This is a genomic window from Nocardioides carbamazepini (assembly GCF_024614185.1).
In the GTDB taxonomy this organism is placed as follows: domain Bacteria; phylum Actinomycetota; class Actinomycetes; order Propionibacteriales; family Nocardioidaceae; genus Nocardioides; species Nocardioides carbamazepini.
The window spans coordinates 41,745-57,552 of the sequence record NZ_JAHTLF010000024.1 but is presented as its reverse complement, the minus strand read 5'-3'; the positions used below and the strand labels follow the sequence as shown (position 1 = coordinate 57,552).

15 protein-coding genes and 3 pseudogenes are annotated in these 15,808 nt (G+C 67.9%); 10 read left to right on the top strand and 8 right to left on the bottom strand.

Features of this window, described 5'->3' with window-relative positions; translation table 11 throughout:
• Positions 1-374: 374 nt before the first annotated feature.
• A complete protein-coding gene (locus tag KVF89_RS25290; RefSeq protein WP_257429743.1) occupies positions 375-887 on the bottom strand; it encodes a hypothetical protein in 513 nt (170 codons plus the stop codon).
• A 171-nt stretch (positions 888-1,058) separates the two neighbouring features.
• Positions 1,059-1,523: a hypothetical protein gene (locus tag KVF89_RS25285; protein WP_257429741.1), complete on the bottom strand. Its 465-nt coding sequence runs from the start codon at positions 1,521-1,523 to the stop codon at positions 1,059-1,061.
• Positions 1,524-1,703: 180 nt separating this feature from the next.
• Here KVF89_RS25285 and KVF89_RS25280 point away from each other — a divergent pair.
• Positions 1,704-1,965, top strand: a pseudogene (locus KVF89_RS25280) (IS5/IS1182 family transposase); the annotation flags it as partial.
• A 64-nt stretch (positions 1,966-2,029) separates the two neighbouring features.
• On the opposite strand, the pseudogene KVF89_RS25275 reads toward KVF89_RS25280, so the two are convergent.
• Positions 2,030-2,454 (bottom strand): annotated as a pseudogene (locus tag KVF89_RS25275) (transposase); the annotation flags it as partial.
• Between the two features lie 987 nt (positions 2,455-3,441).
• Between KVF89_RS25275 and KVF89_RS25270 the strand changes: the two are divergent.
• Together KVF89_RS25270 and KVF89_RS25265 are read left to right on the top strand one after the other, a co-directional pair.
• Positions 3,442-4,785 (top strand): TolB-like translocation protein, encoded by a 1,344-nt coding sequence (locus KVF89_RS25270; RefSeq protein WP_257429738.1) that lies wholly within the window; start codon positions 3,442-3,444, stop codon positions 4,783-4,785.
• 1,007 nt (positions 4,786-5,792) lie between these two features.
• A complete protein-coding gene (locus KVF89_RS25265; protein WP_257429736.1) occupies positions 5,793-6,668 on the top strand; it encodes a DNA polymerase beta superfamily protein in 876 nt (291 codons plus the stop codon).
• Positions 6,669-6,797: 129 nt separating this feature from the next.
• Here the strand turns inward: KVF89_RS25265 and KVF89_RS25260 are convergent, their stop codons facing one another.
• The 4 genes from KVF89_RS25260 to KVF89_RS25245 are packed head-to-tail and all read right to left on the bottom strand — an operon-like array spanning position 6,798 to position 9,429.
• Entirely contained in the window at positions 6,798-7,010 is a 213-nt protein-coding gene (locus KVF89_RS25260) for a hypothetical protein (RefSeq protein ID WP_257429734.1), read from the bottom strand.
• 45 nt (positions 7,011-7,055) lie between these two features.
• Entirely contained in the window at positions 7,056-7,874 is an 819-nt protein-coding gene (locus tag KVF89_RS25255) for an SDR family NAD(P)-dependent oxidoreductase (protein ID WP_257429731.1), read from the bottom strand.
• A gap of 55 nt (positions 7,875-7,929) precedes the next feature.
• A complete protein-coding gene (locus tag KVF89_RS25250) occupies positions 7,930-8,760 on the bottom strand; it encodes a mycofactocin-coupled SDR family oxidoreductase (RefSeq protein ID WP_257429729.1) in 831 nt (276 codons plus the stop codon).
• Between the two features lie 51 nt (positions 8,761-8,811).
• Positions 8,812-9,429: a TetR/AcrR family transcriptional regulator gene (locus tag KVF89_RS25245; RefSeq protein WP_257429726.1), complete on the bottom strand. Its 618-nt coding sequence runs from the start codon at positions 9,427-9,429 to the stop codon at positions 8,812-8,814.
• A 381-nt stretch (positions 9,430-9,810) separates the two neighbouring features.
• Here KVF89_RS25245 and KVF89_RS25240 point away from each other — a divergent pair, with 381 nt between their 5' ends.
• The 7 genes from KVF89_RS25240 (at position 9,811) to KVF89_RS25210 (ending at position 15,555) form a co-directional block, all read left to right on the top strand.
• On the top strand, positions 9,811-10,311 hold the full coding sequence (locus KVF89_RS25240; protein WP_257429723.1) for an NAD(P)H-dependent oxidoreductase: 501 nt from the start codon (positions 9,811-9,813) through the stop codon (positions 10,309-10,311).
• The gene (locus KVF89_RS25235) at positions 10,308-10,802 is read left to right on the top strand and encodes a flavin reductase family protein (RefSeq protein WP_257429720.1); all 495 of its coding nucleotides are present in this window, start codon (positions 10,308-10,310) and stop codon (positions 10,800-10,802) included. The genes KVF89_RS25240 and KVF89_RS25235 overlap by 4 nt, the downstream gene beginning before the upstream one ends.
• Before the next feature lie 219 nt (positions 10,803-11,021).
• Positions 11,022-11,744 (top strand): GntR family transcriptional regulator, encoded by a 723-nt coding sequence (locus tag KVF89_RS25230; protein WP_257429718.1) that lies wholly within the window; start codon positions 11,022-11,024, stop codon positions 11,742-11,744.
• A 166-nt stretch (positions 11,745-11,910) separates the two neighbouring features.
• The gene (locus KVF89_RS25225) at positions 11,911-12,879 is read left to right on the top strand and encodes an ABC transporter ATP-binding protein (protein WP_257429717.1); all 969 of its coding nucleotides are present in this window, start codon (positions 11,911-11,913) and stop codon (positions 12,877-12,879) included.
• A gap of 8 nt (positions 12,880-12,887) precedes the next feature.
• Positions 12,888-13,703 carry an ABC transporter ATP-binding protein gene (locus KVF89_RS25220; protein WP_257429714.1) on the top strand — a complete coding sequence of 272 codons (816 nt, stop codon included), beginning with the start codon at positions 12,888-12,890 and terminating at the stop codon, positions 13,701-13,703.
• Positions 13,700-14,740 (top strand): ABC transporter permease, encoded by a 1,041-nt coding sequence (locus KVF89_RS25215; RefSeq protein WP_257429712.1) that lies wholly within the window; start codon positions 13,700-13,702, stop codon positions 14,738-14,740. The genes KVF89_RS25220 and KVF89_RS25215 overlap by 4 nt, the downstream gene beginning before the upstream one ends.
• Positions 14,737-15,555: an ABC transporter permease gene (locus tag KVF89_RS25210; protein WP_257429709.1), complete on the top strand. Its 819-nt coding sequence runs from the start codon at positions 14,737-14,739 to the stop codon at positions 15,553-15,555. The genes KVF89_RS25215 and KVF89_RS25210 overlap by 4 nt, the downstream gene beginning before the upstream one ends.
• 62 nt (positions 15,556-15,617) lie before the next feature.
• Here KVF89_RS25210 and KVF89_RS25205 read toward each other — a convergent pair.
• A pseudogene (locus KVF89_RS25205) lies at positions 15,618-15,808 on the bottom strand (AIR synthase related protein); the annotation flags it as partial.

Sequence of the window (15,808 nt, the reverse complement as noted above, 5' to 3'; positions counted from 1 at the left end):
GCGAAATCGCGGAGCGGGGTTCGTGACGCCCGCGACCGGCCACGGAATGGCGGCTCTCCTGACATATCCGTGGGTCATCGGCTGGGCAGGACAAGATGTCACCTATCCGCGCAGCAGACCCTCGCCTTGGACAACTCGCCGGTCAGGCTGGTCCGGTCGGCCAGAAGCCGGGTCGCGACGCTGCCCGCGTGGGCCACCACGCCGACACCATCAGCGGACACGGACAAGCCTGTAGACCACGAAGTACGCTTCACCTACGGAGTGCCCTCCAGCTCGAGCTTCTTGGACTGTCGCAAGAACAAGAATCCCAAGCAGGACGGGCACTTCCGTGCTTCTACACGCCGATCAGGCAGCCGAGCGGTGAAAGATCCGGGTTAGCCCACGGTCAGTATTGCTGACGCCAGCACCGCCGAATCCATCTGATCGCACCCGAAAGACAGAAGGCGCTCGTCACGGGCTTCGTTGAATACTCGCTCATAACTCCAGAGGTGAAGAGCGCCAGGTCGGACTGGGTGATCGGTTACCGTCAGGAATACGTTCGTCAACTTGACTCGGCGCCCAATCAATGGAGGGGATATGAGGGCGGAGATCACGCCAGATGAATCGGCAACCTGCCACGGTAGAGCATCTCTCGCGTCTTTCACCTCGAGCGTCTCTGCGACAGCAATATGAAAATCCTCGGCATACTCGCTAATTGAATAGCGACAATTTCGTGCGTACCTGCGGGCTGATCCTACCAATGTTGTTATGTCGTCTGTTGGCTTGGAGGCGAACCGATCTTCGAGACTTCCTGTGGCGCGCGAACCGTTTTCCGTTTCCCCTTCGTAAAGGCGCCGAACGTAGGTGAGGCCATTGGCGCGGACGATGTCGCTGGCGGACAAGTTCATCGTAAGATCCTTTGACGAAGTGACGATTACCGTTTGAAGCCCGCTAAATGCTTGGGACAACTGGAGAGGAAGGGCCCCGAAGGCCCCCTTGCTGGTGACGCCTGTACGACTCCAGCGAGGGGGCCTCCGCCAGACTGCGGCTCACTACGCCGCAAATCAGGTGGATGCTTGCTAGTAGAGAGAGGGCAACTTGCACATAAGCGCCTCCCTCAGGACGTAGGGGGTCTGCTGGACTCCATTGAGCGTTGCGTAGACCGTCATCTTGTACTCGAAATACTTGTCTTTCTTCGTGCACTGCTCCGTGTCAGACACGGTCATTGCCGAGGCCACCGAGTAGCGGGTAGCGCGAGCCACGGGCCTGAAGGTGTTGGTGCTTGGGAACTTGCGCTCAATCACGATATCGGCGCTCAAATCCCTCGGGAAGCTGCAGAAGACATAGGCACCGAATTCGAGCCAGTTGGGCCCGGAGCCATATGGGACCGCCCTCATCATGTGATGGGATTGTCCGCAGGTCACGACTGACATCGGTTCAACGTCTGGTTCCGGCGTATCGGCACGCGCACTCGGCAAGACGGCAAGGCTGATCGTGGCAATCGACACAAGAGTTAGCATCAGGTTGCGGACACGGAAAATCATGTTGTATGAAATCCTGTTCTATTCGCGGGTCGGCAGGGTTTCCTTGGCGCGCACGGTCGCCCTCGTGGTGTCGAGAGTCTTCGCAAATTAAACTCTCTGGTCAGGGCTTTTGCTCCGGACGCTGGGTGCGTCCATCGCCTACCGTGCGTGTCGTAAGCATAGGGGGTTTTCCTAGATAACGACGCACGCCCGTGGCAACGGGCCGCCACGGTCTACATCCAGGCGCTCATAGTGCTGCGCTGGTTCAAAAGACGACACCGACTTGCAGATGCTGGCGCGTGACGCGAAGGTTTCGATCGCGACCGCCTACCGCTACCTGCGCGAGGGCATCGACGTGATCGCTGCCCGAGCACCAGACCTGTGTGAGGTGCTCGCGAAGGCGCTACGGGAGGGCTGGGAATTCGTGCGCCTGGACGGCACCCTGATCGCCACCGACCGCTGCACCGCGAAGAGGTCAAGTCCGCTGGGGTGGTGTACGAGGTTGAGCCCTCGGTTGGGCGTGTCGGTTAGGCCGTGAGGGCCTGGAGTTCGGGCTCGGTCACCTCCTCGACGCTGGGCGCATCGACTGCTTGAGCGCGGGTGAGACGTCGAGTCCGAGGCAGCGGCGGCCTTCGGCCCACTCGTCGTGCTGCTCGGCCAGGACCGCACCGACGAGGCGGATGATGCTGGGCCGGTCGGGGATGATCCCGACCACGTCGGTGCGGCGGCGGATCTCGCGGTTGAGCCGTTCGCTGGGGTTGTTCGACCAGATCTGGCGCCAGATCTCCTTGGGGAACGCGCTGACCGCCAGGATGTCCGCACGGGCTTCCTCGAGGTGCTCAGCCACGGTGGGCAGCTTCTCCGCGAGGGCGTCGACGACGCGGTCGAACTGGGCGTGGACCGCGTCGGCATCGGGCTGGTCGTAGATCGAGTGCAACAGAGCGTTCCGCGCATGAGTCGCGTGTGGTTCGACGACTGGCCCCGGTGGCGGCGTTACCGGGCCAGATCCAGTGGGGGAGTCCCGGTCCCGTACAACCTCTGGGTGAACCCATCCCTGACGTCCGCGCCCGACGACCTCCCTCTGCCCGCCGGCCTGAGCATCGAGGAGGCCGTCCGGATCGCTGAGGCGATCACCGCCTCCCATGCCGAGTCCACTCGCACGATGTACCGTGGTCCTCCGAGCCTGAGTGCATTTGAGACTTGATCACATGGCCACAAACTTGCTCGATACGTCACCGTGCCCTGGCCTGCCCCGCCATGTCCCTGGTCGTGCTCCGAGCCGGCTCGCTCCTGCCTCGTCGTGGCTGGCGCACCTGTCCGGCATGGACCCCCGGCGTCCCGCTGTCCGGCACCGCCGCGGGACATCGCATGGCTGGTGGACGCGCCCACAAGCTGCGATCGGCACGTACGACGTCATCGAGGTCTGCAAGCCCCTGCCGACCGGACCGTCCTGGATGGCGCGCGGCGTGCGGGTAGATCGGGATCCAGGGCCGCCGTTGGTGTTCGGTGGACCCGAACTCCGAATCCGTTGCCGCGATACTCCGTGATCAACTCAAGCACCTCGACCGTCACCGCCCGGCGGTACCCCGCCGATTGCCTCCGCTCCCGTGTCCGACCGGTCTAGCATGCCCGAATGCCCCGTATGCTCCGACGGGTTGCCGTCCGCAATAGGTTGAGAACCGCCAGTGTCGTGATGTGTCTTGCCGGGCTCCTCCTCGGCGTACTCGTTGCGCAGCCGCCGCGGGCATCGGCAGCCGTGGCCGGATCTCTCCGTGTCACCCCGAGCGCTGGCGTGGCTGGAGCCGCGATCACCTTCCGAGGAAAGCTGCCACCTCGTCAATCGCGTCCCGTTGTGCTGCAACGAAAGACGGGCAAGGGGTGGGTCACTGTGTCGTCCTCGCGGACTGCGCGGAACGGCTCATTTCGATTCAAGTCTCACGTGCGCTCAGCCACCACGACCTACCGGGTCTATGCGCGCGATGTACGGCTCGGCGCTAAGCGCCATCGCCCTGTGGCGACGCCCAAACGCAGAGTAGTGACGACGCAGCCATCGGCCCCGACGACGAGGAAAGGTCCTGTCTTCGTCCGGGTCAGCGCGGCGATGGACAAGAGCGGTGGCTGGTCGTACCAGCCTGCCATCTCCGGAGACGGCCGCCATGTCGTCTACCACTCGAACGGGTTCCTCGAGGGTTCTCCGGACGACGCTGGAGCGACCGATGTCTTCGCCTTCGATGCGGTCACGGGAATCACTCAGCAGGTGAGCACGCAACCTGTCGGCGACGTCTCACCGCGCGCCTACACCAGGCCGGAGATCTCCGGAGACGGCAGATTCGTCGTCTACCAATCAGCGCCGCAGATCCCCCCGGGTAGTCCGCTGGACCCGGTCTCGCTGGTGCTCTGGGATCGCGACGACGGTCGCAGCATCACCGTCGCCGCGCCGGACGACCAACCCGCTCCGAACGGCCATCTTCGCCACCAATCGATCTCAGCAGACGGCCGTTACGTCGCCTTCGAGTCGACGGCGACGAATCTGACCGACGATGTCGTGACAGCGCAGGCCAACATCTTCGTGTGGGATCGCGTGACGCGACAGACCCAACTCGTGACCGGGGCGCCCGGCGGGGCGCCAGCCGACAGTTTCTCCGTGACTCCGGTGATCTCAGCCGATGGCCGGTACGTAGTGTTCGAGACCCGGGCCACGAACCTCTGGGCCGACACCAACCCCGGCGACGACGTCGCCGTCTGGGATCGTCTGACCGGGACCTTCGATCCGCTCATTGTCAGCCCAGCCGGGCCGGGTTCCGCCGGAATGCCGAGCATCTCGGGGAACGGCCGTTTCGTCGCGTTCAAGGGTTCCACGCCGATCCCCCATCCCGTCCCGGGATCTGGCCCCGACATCTACGTTGCCCAGCTCTGGGATCGCTGGACCGACACGGTGCGCGTCGTATCGCTGACACCCGACGGACGTCTGCCGTCATCAGCAGGCGGGAACAGTGTTCAGGTCTCCGCCGACGGAGGCCGAGTGTCCTATACCTACCGCTCCGTCGAGCTCGTGCCCGGAACGACGAGCTGGCTTCCCGAGGGATATGTCGTCGACCTGTCGGATGGCCGCACGCAGCTGATCGCGCAGCGCCCGGACGGCGGAGAGACCAACGCGGGTGTCCACAGCCCCGTGGCGATGGCCGCTGATGGTCGCAGGATCGTGTTCTCGTCCCGGTCGTGGAATATCGTCGGCGAGCCGGAAGGGGCGTACAGCTACGACGTCTTCCTGAGGATCGAGTAGCTGCCCAAGATGGCGGCGACGTGCGAGCACGTCGCCCACTTCCCGGAAATGGCGGAGGTGGATCCTTGGGGCAGAGGATGCAGAAAGTGCTCGGTCTGTGATGTGCGGTCGTTGAGCACACGCCGGACCGCCGGGCTGCCTAGGCTCGCGCGGTCCGGCGTCAGGTCTGTTCGTTTTCCTGCAGACGGCCGAAATGACCGCCAGGATGTTGGTCACCGCGTCGCGAGCTCTTCGACAGGCCTGAGCGCAGGTGGTCTCTGCGTGGGATGTGGACCGGATCATCGCGGCGCGCGAGGGTGACCTCGACCATGCCCAGGTCTCCGACCGAGGGCGTGATCCGGTCGCCCTGGAGGCGCGCTGTGCACCCGGATATCGCGGATCTGCGAGACTCGAGGCGGCGAACGGGCTGCCGATCGTGCACGTCTCCGACGAGGGGCAGGGCGAACTCGTTGACGGGGCGATCCGGTCAGGGGGTCGAGTCAGCTCATCTCCACCTCCACCGAAGTGGATGCAAGGAGAGTTGCGCAGACGAGCGGAGACGGGAATTAGCCCCTGTCCACAATGGGTCCAGATTGAGTCGCCGCGAGTCCGTATCCAACGGGTACCCTGTGACTGGAAGCAGCCCGGTTTCCCCCTCAAAACAAGGGAACTCCGTAGCAACCGTCTTGACTCCGTAGTTGTCGCAGGCGCCCCGACCTCGTCCAGAGGTCGCAGGTTCAAATCCTGCCCCCGCTACCAAAGATCGAGGCCAGACATCGTCTGGCCTCGATCTGCTTTCGGGGCCTATAGCCCCGCTTTCGCCCGCCGCTTGAGGCGCGAGCGTAGCGAGCCCCGAGACCGAGGGCGTCGTCTGGCGATCGCTCGGTTCGTCCCGGGCGCCTTGGGCGGAGCGAGGAGCACGAGCGTGCGCGGCCCGACGAAGTCCGCCGTGCGCCGAGCATGAATCCAACGGGAGACCTGGACGAAAGTGGTCGCTGGTCACGCTGGCGCACGGATAGCGTTCGCTCATGAGTATGGCCAGAGCGATCCTCGGCGACCGCTCGTTGCCGGCGGGTTTCAATCACCCGCACGCGTCCGAGGAGGCCCGCGCGATCGCTGAGGCGGGCCTGATCCTGCGGGTCCAGGTCGGCTCGGGGGTGCACGGGACGTCCATCAGTGGCCAGGACGACCGCGATGAGATGGGCATCTGCCTCGAGCCGCGTGAGTTCGTCACTGGCCTCGCGCGGGTTCCTCGTGGCATCGATGGCGAGGCCGAAGTCGAGTTCGAGCAGTACCAGCGCCACACCGTTTGGGACAAGCCCGGCGGACTGGCGAACCGGTCCGGCGCAGGCGATCTTGACGTGGTCATCTACTCGGCGCGCAAGTGGTGCCGGCTTGCGCTGGCCGGGAACCCGACGGTCCTGCTCGCGCTGTTCGTACCGGACGAGGAAGTGGTGTTCAGAAACGAGGTAGGAGCCGAGCTGGTCGACAACGCGCACCGCTTCGTCTCCAAGCTCGCGGCGGCCCGGTTCCTCGGCTACCTGCAGAGCCAGAAGTCCGCGATGCTCGGCGAATCCGGCGCGCACACGAATCGCCCGGAGCTTGTCGCTGTGCACGGCTATGACACGAAGTTCGCGATGCACGCGCTTCGCCTGGGCATTCAGGGAGTCGAGCTGTTGGGCACCGGCCGGATCACCCTTCCCGTTCCGGAGCCGGACCTGTCGTTCCTGCGGTCGGTACGCCGTGGGGAGGTCTCGTTGCCCGAGGTACTGAAAGCGCTCGATGCATCCGAAGCCGAGCTGGCCGCGGCAGAGGCCGACGCCGCTGTCCCAGATGAGCCCGATCGGGAGTGGGTTGATGACTGGCTCCACCGGTCGCACCTTGCGTACTGGGAGACTTCGTAGGAGATCCTCTGCGCGAGAGGCTCTGCTGTTCGTCCGAGCTGCGGAGAGGATCGTGACGCGACCCAGCGAGACCTGGCCAACACGCGGTGGTGGGGCTTCGGAGACGTCTGGACGCTATCCCGGCGGCACTCAGTCTCGGCCAATGACCTGCGCGAGGCGATCGAAGCCGTAGCGGATCACCGTGACGCGCAGTTGTCGCCGCTGGCCGACGTCCTCGACGGGTATGCCGAGCTGGGGCAGGCGCGTGCGGCCGTCATCGACGAGTACTCGCCCTGGTGACCATTCACCGGCCACCCCCCGGGTCTTCAGCTCATCATCGATCTTCTTCGGAGTGGTGCTCATCGTCCTGGACTCCAACAGGAGCGGCATCAAACCTGGGCGCTTCACCTAGACCGTGGTCGCTCCGAGGGCTCGCATGTCGGCGACCATGGGCTGGTGGGACAGCAGGCCGGCGTCGACCTTGACCTCTTGGCCGTTGATGCCGGCGGCGTCGTCGGAAGCGAGGAAGGCGAAGACCTTGGCCTGCTGCTCGGGCGTCGGCATCGAGGGATTGAGGTTCTGGCGCTGGAAGATGTCCTTGATGTTCTGGGGCAGCTGCTGGGCCGGAGGTGACTGGGTCGTTCCAGGGCTGACGGCGTTGCAGCGCACTCCCTCAAGGCCGTACTGGGTGGCGAGGAACTTGGTCAGGGCGATGACGCCGGCCTTGGAGGCGCCGTAGCCGCTGAGGCTGGTGTCGCCCGCGGAGCCGTGGGTGGACGCGGTGCTGACGATGGCGCCACCTGACTTCCGGAGGTAGGGGAGGGTGTGCTTGCTGAGCAGCATGACGCTGCGCAGGTTGACTGCCATGACGTCATCCCACGCCTCGACGGTCATGGTGGCGACCTCGGTGTCGTCCGCAGGGAAGATGCCGGCGATGTTGATGGTGATGGTCGGCTCGCCCAGCTGCTGGACGGTGGTCGCGACGAGTCGCTCGATCTGGTCCTCGGAGCGGACGTCGGTCTCGACCGCGATCGCGGTGCCGTCGCCGTGGCGCTCGTTGAGGAGGTCGGCCAGCGCCTGTGCGCCCTGGATGTTGATGTCGGCGAGCGCGACCTTGGCGCCGCCGGCGGCGAGCTCGACGGCGGTCGCGCCGCCGATGTTGAGGCCGCCCGGCTCGACGGTCGTGGCTCCAGTGACGATGGCGACCTTGTCGCTGAACGTGGGCATGTACTGGCTCTCCTCTTGCAGTGCTGTGGCTAGATGGGTCCGACGGATCGGCGGTTCAGCCGAGCTGACCGCCGGCATCGAGCACGTGGGTGATGCCGGTGATGTAGCGACCGCTCTCGCCGACGAGGTAGAGCACGGCGGCGGTGATGTCCCCGGACTCCAGCGCAGCGGTGGGGAGCTTGTTGAGGGTGCGGGCGGCGACCTCGAAGTCCTCGCGGGTGGGGTTGTCGATGTCGGGGCGGAAGAGGCGGTAGGTGGCGTCGTTGAGGATCATCCCGGTGGCGACGGTGGTCGGGTGCAGGCTGTTGACCCGGATGCTGTGCGGAGCAAGCTCCTTGGCGAGGACGCGCATCAGGCCGATGAGACCCGCCTTCGCGGCGGTGTAGTGGGCGATGTTCTCGTTCGTCGACATCGCGGCCAGCGAGCTGGTGATGACGACCGAGCCGCCGCGTCCGCCGGCGACGACGTGGGGGACGGCGGCCCGGATCGTCTTCCACTGCCCGGTCAGGTTGATCTCGATCATCTCGTCCCACATCGCCTCGTCCATCTCGAGGGTCGGGGCCATCGAGTTGATGCCGGCATTGGCGAGCACGATGTCGAGGCGGCCGAGCTCGGCCACGCCGGCATCCACTGCGGTGCGGAGGCCGTTCAGGTCCCTGACGTCGACCTGCGAGGCGAGGATGCGGCGGCCGAGCGACTCCACGTCGCGGACAGTCTCGGCGAGGTCGTCGGCGGTCGCCATCGGGTACGGCACGTGCTCGGCCTGGGCGCACAGGTCCACGGCGATGATGTCCGCACCCTCACGAGCGAGCCCGATCGCGTGGCTGCGTCCCTGGCCGCGTGCTGCACCGGTGATGAAGGCGACTTTGCCCTCGAGCTGTCCCATGATCCGTGTCCTCTTTCGTCAGTTGAGCAGTGATGAGCGACGGGTTGTCGCTCAGCTGGATCTGTCGTGAGCGCCCATGAGCCAGGCGGGCAGGCACAGGAGGATCTCCTCGACCACGTGGTCGGCCGTGCGGGCGCTGTCGTCGGGGTTGGCGAGCCAGGAGCCGAGCACGGCGAGGACGCCCCCTGCGAGGTAGTCGGCGACCGTGCGCGGATCGACGCCGGCGGGGCGTACGGACATGCGGGTCAAAGGCTCGACGCTGTGCTCGGCGAACGCAGTCGTCACCGCGGTCCGCAGCCGAGGAGGAGCCGTCGGCCCGAGCAGGCGGGCGTAGAGCGTGCGGTGCCCCCCGACGAGGCCGACGATGCCCGCGATCGCGTGACGGCTGGCTTCGGCCGGGGTCACCTTGCTGCCCGCGCTGCGCAGCACGATGTCGGCGTCTCGGAGGTGGTCGAACAGCGCGCCAAGGCTCTCCAGGGCGAGCTCGTCGGGCGAGGCGAAGTGCTGGTAGAAGGTCGACCTGGTGACGCCCGCCGCCCGGCACAGGGCACTGACCGTCATCTCCTCGAGGCCGTGGTCGACGACCTTGGACTCGAACGCTTCGATCAGCGCCTGACGCGCACGCCGCGCACGCGGGTCGGAGTTGCCAGTCATCGGGCGCGCGGTCACATCAGCGACTATACATAGCTATCAAACAGGTGCTCGTTAGTCGCCTGCCAAGCCGCTCTTGACCTCCGTGCGTCGGTCTACGGCGTGGAGCGCTCGACGGGCATGGCGGTGACGGCGTGAACTCGGCTGCGACCACCCCGGCTGACGGCGAGTGCATGTGCGACCACTCCTCGAGGCGGCGGATATCGAGAACCGGGTCGGGTGGGTCTGGCGAGATGCGTCGACGCTCCGGCGGAGTCCCGTGCGTGAGCCGCCCTCGGAAGCGGCGCGACCAAGGCGTTACAGCCGACAGGGTCGGCGCAATAGGGCTGTGACGTGCTCGGTCCAGCATGGATCCAGTCGCGCCGGGGAGTCCGGATCGCAGTAGCCGGGAGTGAGCACATGAGAGCCGTTGTCGTGGTCGGCAACCCGAAGCGGGGATCACGCACCCGCGCCGCTGCCGAGATGCTCGCCGGGGGGCTCGGGGCGACGAACAGGGAGGTGATCGAGCTCGCCGACCTCGGATCCGGCCTGCTGGGATGGGGTGACGCTGCCGTCGCTGCGGCGGTGCGGAGCGTGCAGGCGAGCGATCTCGTCGTGTTCGCCTCGCCGACGTTCAAGGCGACCTACACCGGTCTGCTCAAGCTCTTCCTCGACCAGTTCGCCGGGCAGACCGGTCTGGCCGGTCAGGTCGCGGTGCCGCTGATGCTCGGCGCGGGGCGTGATCACGCCCTGGCCCCGGAGCTCTCGCTCAAGCCCGTGCTCGTCGAGCTCGGGGCCGTCTGCCCGACCGCGGCCCTCTACCAGCTCGACTCCACGTTCGACACCGATGACTCCCGCGCCGTGTGGCTCAGCCGTTGGGCGCCGGTGGTTCGCCGACTCCTTCAGGAGGTATCCGCATGATCCGCGCCTGCTCTGACGACCTGACTGCGCTGCGGTCGGCGTTCTCCGGTTTCCCGTGCGGCGTGGCCGCGGTCGCCGCCGAGGTCGACGGTGAGCAGCACGTCCTCATCGCGTCCTCCTTCACCGTCGGCGTCTCCCAGGATCCGCCGATGGTGATGTTCGCGGTGCAGAAGAGCTCGAGCACCTGGCCGCTCCTGGGCCGCGCCGACGCGATCGGCGTCTCCGTGCTCGGGGTCACGCACGCCGAGCAGGCGCGACAGCTCGCCGCGAAGGACAAGAAGCGGCGCTTCGAGGGTGTCCGCTACGCGATGACCGAGGCGGGCGCGGTGCTGCTCGAGGATGCGCCGATCTGGATGGAGTGCTCCGTGGAGCACCTCTACCCAGCGGGCGACCACGACATCGTGGTTCTCCGTGTGCATGCCTTCCACAGCGACTTCGAGCACAGCCCGCTTGTCTGGCATCGCTCTGCCTTCACTCAGCTCGCGAGCTGAGTGACTGACCGGGTCCGCCACGGACCGGTCACCCGCATCTCGGGGATCGATCGCCCGATGGCCGCCAACCCTGCCGTGGTCGGCGGCCCTTCCCGTCCAGAGGAGGCTGTAGTGCCCGTGCCAACGCATCTCCGCAGTGGCTTCTCCCAGCCCGAGGAACGGCGATCGTCGTTCTATCGCAGCCAGCGAGTCGAACCGCCTCCCGGTGGCTCCGGGCCGATGGCCACCCGACGGGCCTACGAGATGCTCCGCACGCTGCTGCGCTCCGGTGAGCTCAGCACCGCGGACCTGCTCGGCGAGGCACAGTTGATCACCCTGCTCGACGCCAGCCGCAACGCCGTACGACGAGCGCTGCGTCTGCTGGCGGAGGAGGGCCTGCTGAGCAGGCAGCCCAAGCTCGGCACCCGCCTCGCGCGGGACCAGATCGAGCTGGCTGGAGGCGAGGTCGTGCCGCGAGTCCTGCTCGGCAACGCGGCCCGGCACCGACTGCTGATCGACACCACGTCCGTCGAGGCCGTGCCGGCGACGTCCGTGGTACGGGCCCGCCTCGGCCCGGACGTGACCGAGGTGGTCCGTATCGAGCAGACCTTCCACGCCGACGGGGCCCCGATCTGCGTGCGCACCGGCTACGCCCGCGTCCATGCCCACGACCGCCTGCTGGTGGCCCGCGAGGAGGTGGATACCGCGCCCCCTCCGTACCCGGAGGTCTTCGAGATCCTCTATGGACGGCCATTCGGCTGGAGCAGTTCGGTGCTCGCCGCCATCCCGTGCGAGGACCACACGGCGCTGTCGCTCGAGGTCGGTGCGGGAGCGCCGGTGCTGCTGCGGGAGTCGGTCGTCTTCGACATCGACGGTGTCGCGCAGGAGCTGAGCTACACGCATCTGCGCAGCGACCGGATCGCGCTCAGCGGCGTGGCCTTCGCCGACGACTTCGCAGGCTGAGTCCGGACAGGCCGAGCCCGGCGGCGAGTCCACCGGGCGGCGGCGTCTGCGCGGGTCAGCCGCTGCCGCGGGCGGCGCAATCAACGATTCACAGGCGACAGGCACCCGCGAAACAACGCGCGACAAGCATGGTGCACCCCGGCGATCGAGACGGAGATGAGGCGCGATGAGCACCGAGACCACGACATCGCGGGTGGCGAGCTCCCACCCGGCACGACGTTCCGCGCGCAGGCGCTCCGCCGCTGCGCCGAAGGCGGCGGCACCCGGGTCGGCGACGTCGGCCGACCCCGTGCTGGTCGCCGACCGGCTCAGCGTCCGCTATCGGCTGCCCGGCGGGCATCTCGGGCCTGCCGTGGTCAGTGACGTCTCCCTGACGATCACGGCGGGGGAGCGCGTCGCGGTCGTCGGCGAGTCGGGGTCCGGCAAGTCGACGCTGGCCCTGGCCGTGGCAGGCTTCCTGGGGACGCAACAGAGCGAGGTCACCCTCGACCGGCTCGCGGTGATGGGACGCGACGTGCCGGCCGTCGTGGGCGACCGGCTCCCTCGCGCCCGCGACGGAGTGACGATGATGTTCCAGGACGCGATGACATCGCTGGATCCGGTCTGGACCGTCGGCAGCCAGTTGCGCGCGGTCGTCGGTGCCCGAGAGGAGGTCGACCGGCGGGACCGCCAGGAGCGCTGCCGCCACTGGCTGCGTCGGGTCGGGCTCGCCGACACCGAGCGGGTCATGGCAGCGCGCCCGGGCGAGCTGTCCGGCGGCATGCGCCAACGGGTGATGATGGCGATCGCGCTGGCCAGTGGCCCGCGGCTGCTCATCGCCGACGAGCCGACGAGCGCCCTCGACGCCGGCCTGGCCCGCGAGGTGATGGAGCTGTTGCTGGAGCTCACCGAACAGAGCCGAGCGTCCGCGCTCGTCGTCACCCACGACATCACGCTCGTCTCCGAGTACGTCGACCGGATCGCCGTCATGTATCGCGGAGAGATCGTGGAGGTGCTGTCGGCGCGGCGGCTCGCCGCCGCGCAGCACCCCTACACCCGCGCGCTGCTGGCCTGTGTGCCGACGCTCGCGTCGGCAGGCCTCGACCGCCTACCCACGCTGGCCGACTTCGACGTCATCTCCCCTGACGCCGCATGAGTGCCCCCGTGAGCACCACGACCATCCGGGCGGGGCGGTTGACCTCGGTCGCAGCCGAGGGCCTGTCCCGTCATTTCGGCCGCGGCGCCGAGCGGTTCACGGCCGTCGCCGAGCTGGATCTGGAGATCCCGGTGGGCCGCCGGATCGGTATCGTCGGCGAGTCCGGATCCGGCAAGTCCACGCTGGCCCGGATGATCGCCGGCCTCGATGAGCCCGACGAGGGCGATGTCGTGGTCGACGGGCGTCCGCTGCGGCAGGTGCTGCGCTCCCGGAGCCAACGGGTGGAGTACCGGCGCGTCGTCCAGCTCGTCGCGCAGGACTCGATGTCGTCGTTCGACCCGCTGCGCACGGTGCGCGATGCCGTCCGCACGCCCGCCGAGCAGCTCTGCGGTCTCGGCCGCGCCGCCGCTGACGCGCTGGCCGACGAGACCGTGTCCGCCCTCGGCCTGTCCCCGGACCTGCTGGACCGTCGGCCCCACGAGCTCTCCGGTGGTCAACGACAGCGCTGCTCGCTGGCCCGCGCGATGGTCGTGCAGCCGCGGCTGATCGTCTGCGACGAGGTGGTCTCCGCCCTCGACGTCTCGGTCCAGGGGCAGGTGCTCAACCTGATCAAGGACTACTGCGAGCGCACCGGGGCGGCGCTGGCGTTCGTCTCCCACGGACTGCCGGCGACGGCCTTCGTCGCCGAGGAGCTGGTGGTGATGCGGCACGGGCGCATCGTGGAGCGAGGTACCTGCGACGAGGTGCTCACGGCCCCGGCCCACCCCTACACCCGTCAGCTGGTCGCGGCCTTCCGCGGCCGAGGCGCGGGGAGTGCCGCATGAGGCCCTGGCTGCACCACAACGGCTGGTGGCTGCGCCGCCTCCTCCTGCTTCCCGTGCATCTTCTCGTCTTTGCGCTTGTGGCGTTCGCGCTCGTGCGCACGATCCCGGGCGACCCGGTCCTGGTCGTCACCGGCAACCAGATCAGCGACGACCAGTACGCCGACGTCCAGCGACGGCTCGGTCTCGACGGGTCCCTGGCCCACCAGGCCGGTGAGTACTTCGGTCGGCTGCTGCGGCTCGACCTCGGCGACTCGCTGATCACGGGCCGCTCGGTCACCGAGGAGTTCGGCTCGCGGCTGCCGCAGACCCTGGAGCTGGCCGCGCTCGGCCTGAGCGTCTCCCTGGTGGTGGTCCTCGCGTTGTCCGCGGTGGTGCTGCTCCGGCCGCGCGGCGTGATCTCACGGCTGGCGATGGCCTACGCCCGCTCCGCCGGAGCGATCCCCGAGTTCGCGGTCGCCGTCGCCGGCATCTTCGTCTTCTACGCCTCGCTGCACTGGCTGCCGAGTCCCCTGGGACGGCTCGGGCCCGACGACCCGGTGCCGACCCCGGTCACCCGCTTCCCCCTCCTGGACGCGGTGCTGACCGGGAACCCGCAGGTGGTGGGCTCGATGCTGCTGCACCTCGTGCTGCCCGTGTTCGCGATGGTCGTCGCCAACTCCGCCGTTCTGCTGCGACTGCTGTGCTCCCAGCTCGAGGTCGAGCTGGCCCGCCCTGCAACGAGATTCCGGATCTCGACCGGTGCGCCGCGGTGGGTCGTCCTGGCCAGCATCTACCGGCGGGCACTGCCGGCGACGGTGACCATGTCCGGCACGCTCTTCGGCTATATGGTCGGCGGTGCCGTCGTCCTCGAGGGGCTGTTCGGGTTCGGCGGGATGGGGCAGTACCTCACCGATGCCGTCACCTCCGCCGACCTCACCGCGCTGCAGGGCCTGCTCGTCGTGATCGCCGCCGTCTCACTCGTGGTCTTCCTGCTCGTCGACCTGATCAACATGGCGCTCGATCCACGCCGTCGTCCTGGCTCCGGCGGTGCCGCGTGAGGGCCGGCGGATGGCGCTGGGCCGGCCTCGCCGGCGCCGGACTGGTCCTTCTGGTCGCCGCGTTCGCCCCGCTCCTTGCGCCCTATGACGCGCGGAAGATCGCCGGGCCGCCCCTCATGAAGCCGTCGGGCGAGCACTGGTTCGGCACCGACTCCAACGGACTGGACGTCTTCTCCCAGACGGTGATGGCGACCCGGCTCGACGTGCTGATCGCGGTGACGACGGTCCTCGCCGCCACAGCGCTGGGGATGGCCGCCGGCCTCGCGATCGGCATGAACGAGTCGGGCCGTGGGGGCATCGGGGTTCTGGCTCGGGCCGGCGCTCGGGCCGCCGACTTCGTGCAGGCTGTGCCCGCGGTCCTGGTCGGTCTGGTCGCCGTCGGCCTCTATGGCTCGACGCCGGTGACGATCACGGTGGCGATCGTGATCATCTTGATGCCGATGCAGGCCCGCCTCGTGCGTACCGAGGTGCTCCAGGTCCGCGGCGAGGCGTATCTGGACGCGGCGCGCATGGCCGGCACCAGCGAGCTGCGCCTGACCGTTCGCCACGTGTTGCCCAATGTCGCCCGGCCGGCGGTGCTCTACATGTCGGTGCTCTTCGGTGTCAGCATCATGCTCACCGCCGCGCTCGGCTTCCTCGGCGTCGGTGTCGCGGCGCCGACGCCCGAGTGGGGCGCCATGATCTCGCGGGGCGCGACCGACGCCTCGCTCGGCCACTGGTGGCCCGCACTGTTCCCGCTGACCGTGCTCATCCTCACCGTCCTGGCCGTCACGGCGGCCTTCTCCACCTTCCAGCAGGGGCGGCAACGTCGCTGACCCGGTCTCGGGACCCTTCCACCTCAGCTCCACCTCATCTCCGCTCACCCCGCCGCGGGCGAGCGCTCGGGCACGACCTTGCCGGTCGCGATGTAGTCGGTCATGAAGAGCGGCTCGGCACCGCACACGACGAGGTCGTCGACAACCATGCCGACGAGGTCGAAGCCGATCGTGTCGTGCTTGTCCATCAGCTGCGCGACGGCGACCTTGGTGCCCACGCCGTCGGTCGAGGTCGCGAGCAGCGGCCGCTTGT

What these genes read in the sequence shown, in the direction of transcription:
- KVF89_RS25225 (WP_257429717.1), top strand. Translation starts at nt 11,911, where the DNA reads ATGAGCACCGAGACCACGACATCGCGGGTGGCGAGCTCCCACCCGGCA.
- KVF89_RS25260 (WP_257429734.1), bottom strand. Translation starts at nt 7,010, where the DNA reads ATGAGCACCACTCCGAAGAAGATCGATGATGAGCTGAAGACCCGGGGG.
- KVF89_RS25255 (WP_257429731.1), bottom strand. Translation starts at nt 7,874, where the DNA reads ATGCCCACGTTCAGCGACAAGGTCGCCATCGTCACTGGAGCCACGACC.
- KVF89_RS25290 (WP_257429743.1), bottom strand. Translation starts at nt 887, where the DNA reads ATGAACTTGTCCGCCAGCGACATCGTCCGCGCCAATGGCCTCACCTAC.
- KVF89_RS25265 (WP_257429736.1), top strand. Translation starts at nt 5,793, where the DNA reads ATGAGTATGGCCAGAGCGATCCTCGGCGACCGCTCGTTGCCGGCGGGT.
- KVF89_RS25240 (WP_257429723.1), top strand. Translation starts at nt 9,811, where the DNA reads ATGAGAGCCGTTGTCGTGGTCGGCAACCCGAAGCGGGGATCACGCACC.
- KVF89_RS25235 (WP_257429720.1), top strand. Translation starts at nt 10,308, where the DNA reads ATGATCCGCGCCTGCTCTGACGACCTGACTGCGCTGCGGTCGGCGTTC.
- KVF89_RS25285 (WP_257429741.1), bottom strand. Translation starts at nt 1,523, where the DNA reads ATGATTTTCCGTGTCCGCAACCTGATGCTAACTCTTGTGTCGATTGCC.
- KVF89_RS25215 (WP_257429712.1), top strand. Translation starts at nt 13,700, where the DNA reads ATGAGGCCCTGGCTGCACCACAACGGCTGGTGGCTGCGCCGCCTCCTC.
- KVF89_RS25250 (WP_257429729.1), bottom strand. Translation starts at nt 8,760, where the DNA reads ATGGGACAGCTCGAGGGCAAAGTCGCCTTCATCACCGGTGCAGCACGC.
- KVF89_RS25230 (WP_257429718.1), top strand. Translation starts at nt 11,022, where the DNA reads ATGGCCACCCGACGGGCCTACGAGATGCTCCGCACGCTGCTGCGCTCC.